Here is a 9418-nt window from a genome sequence, read left to right as displayed (position 1 = left end):
AGGGAGTCTTCCTCCAGTCTTAGAGTTGGTGTCGTTACTTACTCATTCGACATTTTGGGGAGGTACTCCTTTTTTTAGCTTTTAAAAGCCTTGAGCCCGTAGGGCTCATAATTATGAAATTGATTCATTTAAATAATCTTTTCTATTAGCTCGCATTATAAAACTTTTCTTCAATAAAGTCACTCTACTCTGTTCATTTCCAAAGTTCATATGGTCAAACACGCTTCGACCGTTTCTTGCTATTAAAAATTGGACTTTCTTAATACAATTAATATAGATAAAAAAACAGGGGGGAATTGACCATTAATCAAATTGAAATATCTATAAATAAAATCGATAAAGAACTATTTAATGATTCTTTAAATAAATTAGAACTTAATAGACTAATTTTATCAAAAAGAGAAGTAATCAAATTAAAAGAAGAGTTTTTAAAGAGTTCATTTTTTGACCAGAATTTAGAAGAATTGGAGTATAGGAGATTCCGTCTAATTGAAATGGAAACTCAACTTGACATCCGAATTAAAGAGGAACGATACGAGGACAGTAGAGAAGAACTTATAAGATTAGAAAAATTGTATCGAACTGCTTAAATATAACAAATTGAGGAGGAATATTGAATGAGTAAAAAAATAGAAGAAATAAAGGTGAAAAATCCCAAAAATTTAAAGCTCTACGGGAAATGTATGGAGTTAAATAAAATAGTGTATCAGCTTGTAAAGCAATTTCCATATATAGAAAACAATAATCTGAAGAGTCAACTGATTAGGAGTGCGACAAGCATTGGAGCAAACGTTGTAGAGGGGAATGGTCAAATCTACTTAAGTAAGGAAATTACATTTTTTAACAACGCGCTTGGTTCAGCTCAAGAATCGCTGTATTGGGTTCAGCTGTCAGCTAATAATGGATATATTAGTGAAGAACAATTTAAAGAAGCAGATGACCTTTTACAAGAAATTATTAGAATGATAATCGCCATGATGAAAAAGTTAAATAATGAAGTAGCTTAGTATTTTTGTTTCCTTTTTTTGGTTTTGGGAACAACCCAATGCAAAAAAGGGGATGTACATAGGATAATAGTTTATAGAAGATAAATTGAAAATGAATTAAATTAATACAAATGCCTATTTCCCTAAAACATTATTTATGATATTAAACGAAATTAAAAATGAATATAAAAATATTTGATAAAGTTCAGTAGAATAATTATCCTGTAAGAAAAGTCTATTATCCAATTGGTGAGAGGAATAGTTTCTATATAGATGAACTAATTTTAAACAAATAGCAATTATTTTTTTTGTATCCATTTCAAATTTTATTTCATTTACTAAATATAGTATCGTTTCTTCCGATATTTCTTTTTTTGACTTTTTATTATTCTCCGAATGAAGTTCTTTAGTTTTTTTATGATAATTCTCAAAATATTTTTTAATATCGGTTTGATTGAATAATAAATCTTGAGTGATAAGGTTGTATAATTCTTTGTCGTAAATTTGAAATTTATCTTTTAGGTAACATTCAAAAATCCAGACAAGGTCGCCCAAAATTCTAAACTGTCTAACTGATTTGTATAAGTTAAACTGTGTCTCATCAAAATTATTGAATCTATTCACAGCATTAATAAATTGGTAAAGTGTTAAAGAGTTAAAATCATTTAGTAAGTCAGTAATTGTTTCTTTTTTTACCTCAATACCTAATTCATTTTTTAATCTTCCGAAATTGAGAGACTCCTTGTTTTCAAATGAACTAATAATCAGAGGAATTATATTCCATAAGAGATAACCATTTGAATTCAGCAAAAAACTAATGAAAAATCCTTCAGATTTATTTTCAAACTTTGAATATTCAGTATCAGCTAATGATAAATAAAATAAAGCATTATCATAATCTCCTAAATCCCATTTTAGCTTTGCTAAATTATAATAAATCTCAGTGAAATTTAGAGAATTAATAAATTCACTTGCCCTTCTTCGTTTTTCAACGTTTGAAATTAAATGGAAATTTGATTTTAACTCCTGAAAAAAAAGTGTATACATTTCATGAGCTAACAGTAATCTTTCCCCTCGTAAGTTCTCACCAATAAGATAAACGTTAAATGATAATTTTTTAAAACTTTCTAAATCAAGATTTGATAATAGTAGTCTTGATTCCCTTAAGATATAGTCGTATATATGATGCTTTTCAAATGATTTAATGTTTTCGTGTAATTCCTCATTTATTTTAGGGACAATAATATTTGAAAACAAATGGTACATTTTAATACTTCCTTTATAATAAAATAAAATTTATCAATACAATTTGATAAACTAAATATTACAATATGTGATATGCAATTATTTATTTAAAGTCATACTGAAATGATATCATTTTACTGTAATTTTTTATACTTTATTAGATGAAAATTTTGAATATGACAAAATAACATTATGTAATATATAAATCGCTGTTATATCAAGGATTATGTAATATTCCATATTTTTCTTGAGTTTTAATATGACATAATATATACTACAGATGCATTAAGTAATATAAGTATAGAGGTGACTCGTTATGAACGTAGTTAGCCCAATTAGAGATAAAAAACAATTAGAACTCATGAAAATTTATTTAAAAGAGAAAAGTAAAAGGGACTATTTAATGTTTATGGTTGGCATCTCCAGTGCCCTTCGTATATCGGATATTTTAAAATTGAAAGTACAAGATATTTGGGATGGGAAAAAGCCAAAAGAGTTTATCAAACTCCATGAAGAAAAAACAGGAAAGTATAAGAGATTTCCTATCACAGAAAATCTTCAAAAAGCAATAAAGGAGTATATAAAAGAATATAATCCAGAACAAGAATCTTTTTTATTTTTTAGTCGGAAGGGAGACAAGCCAATTACTCGACAACAGGCTTCCTTAATCCTTTCAAAAGCAGGAGATTTTATAGGAATTAAAGAACCGATTTCCACCCATTCATGTCGTAAAACTTGGGGATACTGGGCTTACAAAAGTGGAGTTTCCCTTGCTCTTATTATGGAAGCATTAAATCATAGCAGTATTGCTAATACAAAGAAGTATCTTGGGATTACGCAAGAAGATTTAGATGATGTCTATTTGAATTTGAATTTATAAGAATTGAAAATAAAGGAATTATTATTTTTCTTTTAATGGAAACGGTTAGAAAAATTATTATAAAAGGGAATAAAGTGATAAAATATATTTACTAACATTTTAAGAATTTGGTTCATCGCTTTTAACATTGGGGGAAAACTATTTCCTTTTTGCTTTTGTGTAACTTCGGATTGGTTCTTCTACTTTAGTTTAAATATAAAATATTAAATCTATTAAGTAAGGAAGAAGAGGAAAAATGGATAATGTTTGTTTTTATAACAAAATTTCATATTTTAATAAAAACGGCTCAGTCAATTGACTGAGCTTTTTTAATAATGTTTAGTTCATAACCCTATTAGTCCTTATTTTTTGCGGATTAGCAAAAATGCAGGTGTTTTTTACTTTGCTTATGTAATTGTTCAGGAGGAGATTATGAAAAAATTTAATGAAGTAAAAAAAGAACGACTTTTAAAAGAGGGAAGGGGACAAGGAACTGGAAAGGATTATAAGCCTTGGATGAAAATAAGTGATTATTCAAGCAAAGGTAGAGCTACGAGAATCATGGGAATAAAAACAGGTCGCATTCACCATTTACAATCGGATAACCAATTGCGTGCATTTTTAATTTATGAGTTTTCAAATAAGGTATTCGATATTAGAGAGTCTTATCCACTCTTAGATGTAATGGAGGTTATTGATAATCAAGAAGATTTACGGTTTGATAGATTTCGTTCAGAAACAGAAGACCAGTATGTTTTAACAACAACTTTTCTTCTTACTATTAAGGACTCTAATCAAAATGAAACACTTGTAGCAAGAACTATTAAAAATCAATCGGAATTAAACAAAAGAATAACATTTGAAAAATTAGAGATAGAAAGAAGATATTGGGAAGCAAAAGGAGTTGATTGGAGAATTGTTACAGATAAAGAATTGCCGAAACAAGTAGCCACTAACATTCTTTGGGTTAGGGAAACTCTACTTGATGAAAATAGTGAAATAGATAAAGAAGAACTATCTCAAATTCTGATGAATTATTTTGTAAAAAATAGTGATATGTCAATAAAAGAGTTACTTAAGTTATTTGAACAAAGCGAAGGTGTAACAAACGAAACGGGATTATATTTACTTCGTTATTTAATAGCAAAACAAGAAATCTCCCTGGATTTCACTAAAAAGATAGACTTAGCCATTAAGGTGAAAGACTTACTTTTAAAATAAGTGAGGGGAAATGTTATGAAATTGAATGAAAATATACTTTTTCAATTTAATAGTGGAAAAACAATAAGGGTTCTTTATATTAATCCAATTACTTCTATTATATATGTGATAGATATGAATAATAATAACTGGCCCTTTCCATTGACTAAAAAGGAGATACTAAATTTTTATAAAAACAAAGAAATAGTCGAATTGGAGAAAGATGTTTATACCAGGTCTATTTTTGAGGAAGAACTGAATGAAATTGAGAAAAATAAAAGAGATTTCGCATGGGATGTTGTTATGTACCTCAAGAATACACTAACTGAAGAGGAACACATGTATATCACTAAATTTAGACAAAAGGCAATAAAAGAAACGATGGCTTTTTTTAATATGAGTTATAACGGAGTTAAAAATTATCTTATTAAATATTTTAAGGGTGGTGGGACTAAAAGTAGTTTGATACCAAACTACATTAGATGTGGTGCAAAGGGAAAAGAAAGAAAAGTTGGAGAGAAGAAGCGAGGAAGACCGAAGAAATACAGTGAAAATGTAGGTGTAAATATTGATAGAAACATTAAAAAGATATTTAGAGTAGGTTTGAACAGATATTATTACAGCGAGAAAAACAACTCTCTTAAAACTACATTTGAACTAATTCTACGAGATTTCTTTTCAGCAGAAATAGTAGACGAAAAAGGTGTAAAGATACCACTTTTAAAGGATTCTTCTCAATTACCAACCTACCAACAATTTTTATATTGGTTTAAAAAATTGAACAACAACAAAAAGGAAATAATAAAAAGAAAAGGGACAAGAGTATATCAGCAGAATTATAGAGGGATTGTAGGCAGTTCCACTCAAGATGCTGGAATAGGACCTGGAGCACTATTCCAGATAGATTCTACTATTTTAGATAGTTACTTAGTTTCTTCATTTAATAGGGACAAAATCGTTGGGAGACCGATATTGTTTTTAGTCGTTGATGTTTATTCAAGGGTTATTGTTGGTTTTAATATTAGTTTTGAGTCTTTTAATTCTTATTCAGGTGCTATGGTTGCCCTCGCAAATAGCATGACATCAAAAAAAGAGGTTGGTAAAAAGTACGATATAGAAATTAGTGATAAGGAGTTTCCATATTGTGTTCCGCAACGAATTCTTGCTGATAGAGGAGAACTTGTTGGGGGACAAATAGAAAATGCAATTGAACACTTAGGTATTACTATACAAAATAGCCCTCCCTATCACGCAGACTACAAAGGAATCATTGAACAGGCTTTCCACCAAACGAACTTAAAGATACTTCCCTTCGCCGATGGTGTGGTTGTTGGTGGAAAAAGTAAAAAAGAGAGAGGTGAGGGAGACTATAGATTAAAAGCGACTTTAACCATTGATGATTTCACAAAAATAATTATCAAAACAATCTTATTTCACAATAACCATCATGTGCTAAGTGATTATATATTAGATGAAACTATGATTGAAATGAATGTTGAGAAAATACCAATCAAAATATGGGAGCATGGATTAAGGTATAAAAAAGGCTATTTGAGAATTTTGCAAGAGGAAGTAATTTATAGTTCTCTATATCCTGTAGACACTGCAACGGTAACTCCAAAAGGAGTATCTTTTAGAAAAATGCTTTACGCTTCAAAATTTTCATTGGAGAATAGCTGGTTTGAAAGGGCAAGAATGAATGGTAGTTGGCGTATTAAAGTCAGTTATAATCCTTTAGACATGACAGAAATTTTTGTGTTTGATGAAAATGGAGAAGGACCATACAAATTCAGCCTTTTAGAGCATTTATCCATGTATTCAAATAAAGGATTAGAAGAGATAGAGCAAATAAAGAAATATGAAAAGGAACTTGAAATAAAGGGCAAAGAAAAGGAACTACAAGAAAAAATCAAACTTTACACTGAAATTGAGGATATTGTAAAAGAAGCAAGAGTAAAAACGGAGGCTGAAAAAGACCCCAGCATAAGCAAATCCAAAAGAATTAAGGGGATAAAACAAAATCAAAGAGATGAAAGGTTATTACAACGTGGAAAATTAAAAAGGGAAAAAGAATTTGAAGAAACAATAAAGGAACAACCGTATACTGATGAATTAGATGAATTTGCTATGTTTAGAGCCTGGGAGGAAAGTGAAGATGATGAATAAAATATTTCTTGATAATGGAATGGAAGCAGTTGAGGCAACTTATACTAACTTTCCTCTGGAAGAATATAATAGTAATCCGTTTATACAAGCACTTCCTCCTTTAATAGACAAGCAATCAATCATAAGAAAATTAATGTTTCCCATAAATTTTAAGGAAGAAGAACGGGAGATGGATAGTGCATATAGACTACATATGATTCATAGATTATATAATATTTTCCAACCGTTACCAATCCATTTGGATATCTGGAGTATGGTGTTTTCATTGATTTATCAAGGTTATATCGCCAGAAATCCATTTGATAAAGAGTACAGAAAGTATATCAATCAATCTGGAAAACAAATAATTAATAGGTCCTATGATATAAACAAAAGGGTGAATTTTAGAACCACTGCGAGTAGTGGAATTCTAATTGGATATTCAGGTATGGGAAAAACAACAACAATTAATCAAATACTTACAAATATCCCTCAAATTATTGTACATAAAGAATATAATGGGCAACATTTTAATCAGATTCAAGTATCACACCTTACCTTACAGACACCACATAATTCGAGTCTAAAGGCATTGACTTTGCAATTTTTTATGAAGATAGATGAACTTCTTGGTACAAACACCTTTAAGAAACATGTTTCTCGTAATCTTTCAACAGATGCTATGCTACCTTTGCTTGGGCAAGTTGCTCAGAATATCGGGTTAGGAATGTTAATAATAGATGAAATTCAACACTTACAAAATAGGGGAATCCAGCAAATGATGAATTATTTTGTTACTCTAATAAATTCATTTGGTGTCTCTGTACTCTTTATAGGCACACCTGCTTCCTATTCTATATTTCAAAATGAGTTTAGAATCGCACGAAGAGTTACGGGGAATGGGGAAATTATCTGGAATAACATGAAGAACGATAAGGAATTTCGCTTCTTTTTAGAGTCAATCTGGAAATATCAATGGAATAGAAATTTCACACTCTTAAGTGAAGAAATCATTCAAGCAACATATGAGGAAACCCAAGGAGTTTCTGACTTAATCGTTAAATTATTTGTAAATATTCAAGCAATGTCTATAACAAGTGGTAAAGAAGATATTACAGTAAATATGATTAGAAAGGTTGCAAAAGAGCAGTTCAAACTAATGAGACCAATGATAGATGCAATTAAATCAAAAAATCCTTACAAAATAGCTCAATTTGAAGATTTAAGAACAATGGATTTTCCAACTGATGTTTTGCAAAAAAAAGAGAACATTGCACATTTTATGATGAAAACAAAAAAAACTGACAAAAAGGTCACTCAAACTTTTAATAATGAGCAAAAAATAGATATAAATCAAAGAAAAGTTAAAAAGAACAACAACTATGCTGATGATGATTTAAGACGATTATTTCAGCAGGCTAATAAAAGTGATACTTCTGTTTATCAGTTATTATTGGAAAACGGATTTATAGATGATATGAATTCTTGGAAGGAAGGTTGAAGAAATGATAAACTTTCTTCCTTTAATTTATGAAGATGAATTATTTTATAGCATTGTTAGTAGATATAAGCAAATGAGTGGAATTTCGAGTAAATGGGCTTTGGAATTCGATTTATTTGAAAGGTCAAAGCGAATGGGAAGGAAGTCCGTTTTATTCCCACAAAACCTAAATAGATTTATTAATAATCTCCCTCCGACTTCTTTACTAACGGAAAAAGGAATTATATCAAAACATACAATGTTTCCATTTTATACAGCATTCTTATCAAAGGAAAAGACAGAACTTGTTTATTTAAGGATGGTAGAGGGCAGTGGTAAATCTATTGAGAATTTGGTCGGATTAGCTGGAAGTAAGGTTAAATTAAATAATTATCTAAAGTATTGCCCTTTGTGTTTCAAAGAAGATATGCAAAATTTAGGTGAAAGCTATTTTCGTAGATTACCTCAAGTTCCTGGTGTTTTGTATTGCTTAAAACACCAGGTTCTTTATAAGAATAGTATTGTTTTAACTACAGATAGCCAAATGGAATATTTATGTTGTGATGAAACTACATGCAATATGGAAATTGAAGAGGACTTAAATTCCAAAAAGGTTAAAGAATTAAATTTAAAGTATAGAGTATTTAGATTTAATGCAAAGCAGTATTGATAGAGAACAAGATGCAAATTGGTTAAAGTTATTTATTAGATACAACAATAAGAATCGAAGCCCATTACGGCATTTATTATTTTTACAGTTTTTAAATATTAGTGTAAAGGAATTTTTTGAAACAAATGAAGTAATTGGTAAGCGAATAAAAAATAAAAAACGTATTCCGTCTTTTACAACTGAAGAAAGAAGAAAAGAGTGGCTGAAATTGATAGAAAAAAATCCTGGATTAAATCGAAGCCAGTTAAAAAGAATCGGAAAAGGACTGCATACGTGGATATATCTTAATGATAGAGATTGGTATGATAAGGTTACTCCAAAATTAGTTGAAAGGAAGAAAAAAGCGGAATTGATAGATTGGGAAAAACGAGACGAAAAATGTTTAGCTCTTGCAAAAAAGGCTGTTAAAGAACTATATCAAGTAAAAGGGAAACCAATCCGAATCAACCGTGAAAACATTAGAAGGGCTATAGGTTTAAAACGATGGTTCTATCATGAAAAGCATATAAAAACTAATCGATTTTTAGAGGAAGTAACAGAAGATATAGAAAGTTATCGAATTCGGAAGATTAAATGGGCGATAGAAGTAATGATTAATAATGGGGAAAAGATAACGGTTTATAAAGTTCAGTTAAAAGCAGGGTTTGGAGGAAGTAGTAATATTGATGTTAGTATAGTTTCATGGACACAACTTAGTTAAGTCCCATACAATAAAAACGGGAGAGGATGTGTCCAATATGAAACGCAAAAAATTCAATGATGACTTTAAGAAAACGATTGTGGATTTGTATCATTCAGGCACTTCTGTCAAAGATCTGTGTAGCGAATATGGC

The 9418-nt window shown here is 29.8% G+C and carries 9 protein-coding genes; 8 read left to right on the top strand and 1 reads right to left on the bottom strand.

The genetic code is table 11. The features are described from left to right. The first annotated feature begins 296 nt into the window (after window positions 1–296). Together BEN26_RS13430 and BEN26_RS13425 are read left to right on the top strand one after the other, a co-directional pair. Window positions 297–590 carry a hypothetical protein gene (locus BEN26_RS13430; protein WP_069799161.1) on the top strand — a complete coding sequence of 98 codons (294 nt, stop codon included), beginning with the start codon at window positions 297–299 and terminating at the stop codon, window positions 588–590. Between the two features lie 27 nt (window positions 591–617). Continuing rightward, window positions 618–1007, top strand: coding sequence for a four helix bundle protein (locus BEN26_RS13425; protein ID WP_069799162.1), 390 nt, complete (start codon window positions 618–620; stop codon window positions 1005–1007). Window positions 1008–1121: 114 nt separating this feature from the next. Here BEN26_RS13425 and BEN26_RS13420 read toward each other — a convergent pair whose 3' ends face one another. Continuing rightward, the gene (locus BEN26_RS13420; protein WP_069799164.1) at window positions 1122–2252 is read right to left on the bottom strand and encodes a hypothetical protein; all 1131 of its coding nucleotides are present in this window, start codon (window positions 2250–2252) and stop codon (window positions 1122–1124) included. A 295-nt stretch (window positions 2253–2547) separates the two neighbouring features. Between BEN26_RS13420 and BEN26_RS13415 the strand changes: the two genes are divergently transcribed. The 6 genes from BEN26_RS13415 to BEN26_RS13390 all read left to right on the top strand — a co-directional run bounded on the left by BEN26_RS13415 (window position 2548) and on the right by BEN26_RS13390 (window position 9285). Further along, complete coding sequence (locus tag BEN26_RS13415; protein WP_069799166.1) at window positions 2548–3111, top strand: site-specific integrase; 564 nt, start codon at window positions 2548–2550, stop codon at window positions 3109–3111. A gap of 411 nt (window positions 3112–3522) precedes the next feature. Beyond that, window positions 3523–4311, top strand: coding sequence for a heteromeric transposase endonuclease subunit TnsA (locus tag BEN26_RS13410; protein WP_069799168.1), 789 nt, complete (start codon window positions 3523–3525; stop codon window positions 4309–4311). Window positions 4312–4326: 15 nt separating this feature from the next. After that, window positions 4327–6456 (top strand): Mu transposase C-terminal domain-containing protein, encoded by a 2130-nt coding sequence (locus BEN26_RS13405; protein ID WP_069799170.1) that lies wholly within the window; start codon window positions 4327–4329, stop codon window positions 6454–6456. Next, on the top strand, window positions 6446–7936 hold the full coding sequence (locus BEN26_RS13400) for an ATP-binding protein (protein ID WP_069799171.1): 1491 nt from the start codon (window positions 6446–6448) through the stop codon (window positions 7934–7936). Before BEN26_RS13405 ends, BEN26_RS13400 begins: the two co-directional genes overlap by 11 nt. Before the next feature lie 4 nt (window positions 7937–7940). After that, window positions 7941–8585, top strand: a complete 645-nt coding sequence (locus BEN26_RS13395; RefSeq protein ID WP_069799173.1) for a TniQ family protein — start codon at window positions 7941–7943, stop codon at window positions 8583–8585. Further along, window positions 8569–9285, top strand: a complete 717-nt coding sequence (locus BEN26_RS13390) for a TnsD family Tn7-like transposition protein (RefSeq protein ID WP_069799174.1) — start codon at window positions 8569–8571, stop codon at window positions 9283–9285. The genes BEN26_RS13395 and BEN26_RS13390 overlap by 17 nt, the downstream gene beginning before the upstream one ends. Window positions 9286–9418: the final 133 nt, after the last annotated feature.

The organism is Tepidibacillus sp. HK-1 (genome assembly GCF_001748485.2).
GTDB classification, from domain to species: domain Bacteria; phylum Bacillota; class Bacilli; order Tepidibacillales; family Tepidibacillaceae; genus Tepidibacillus_B; species Tepidibacillus_B infernus.
This window is presented reverse-complemented; position numbering and strand designations above follow the sequence as displayed.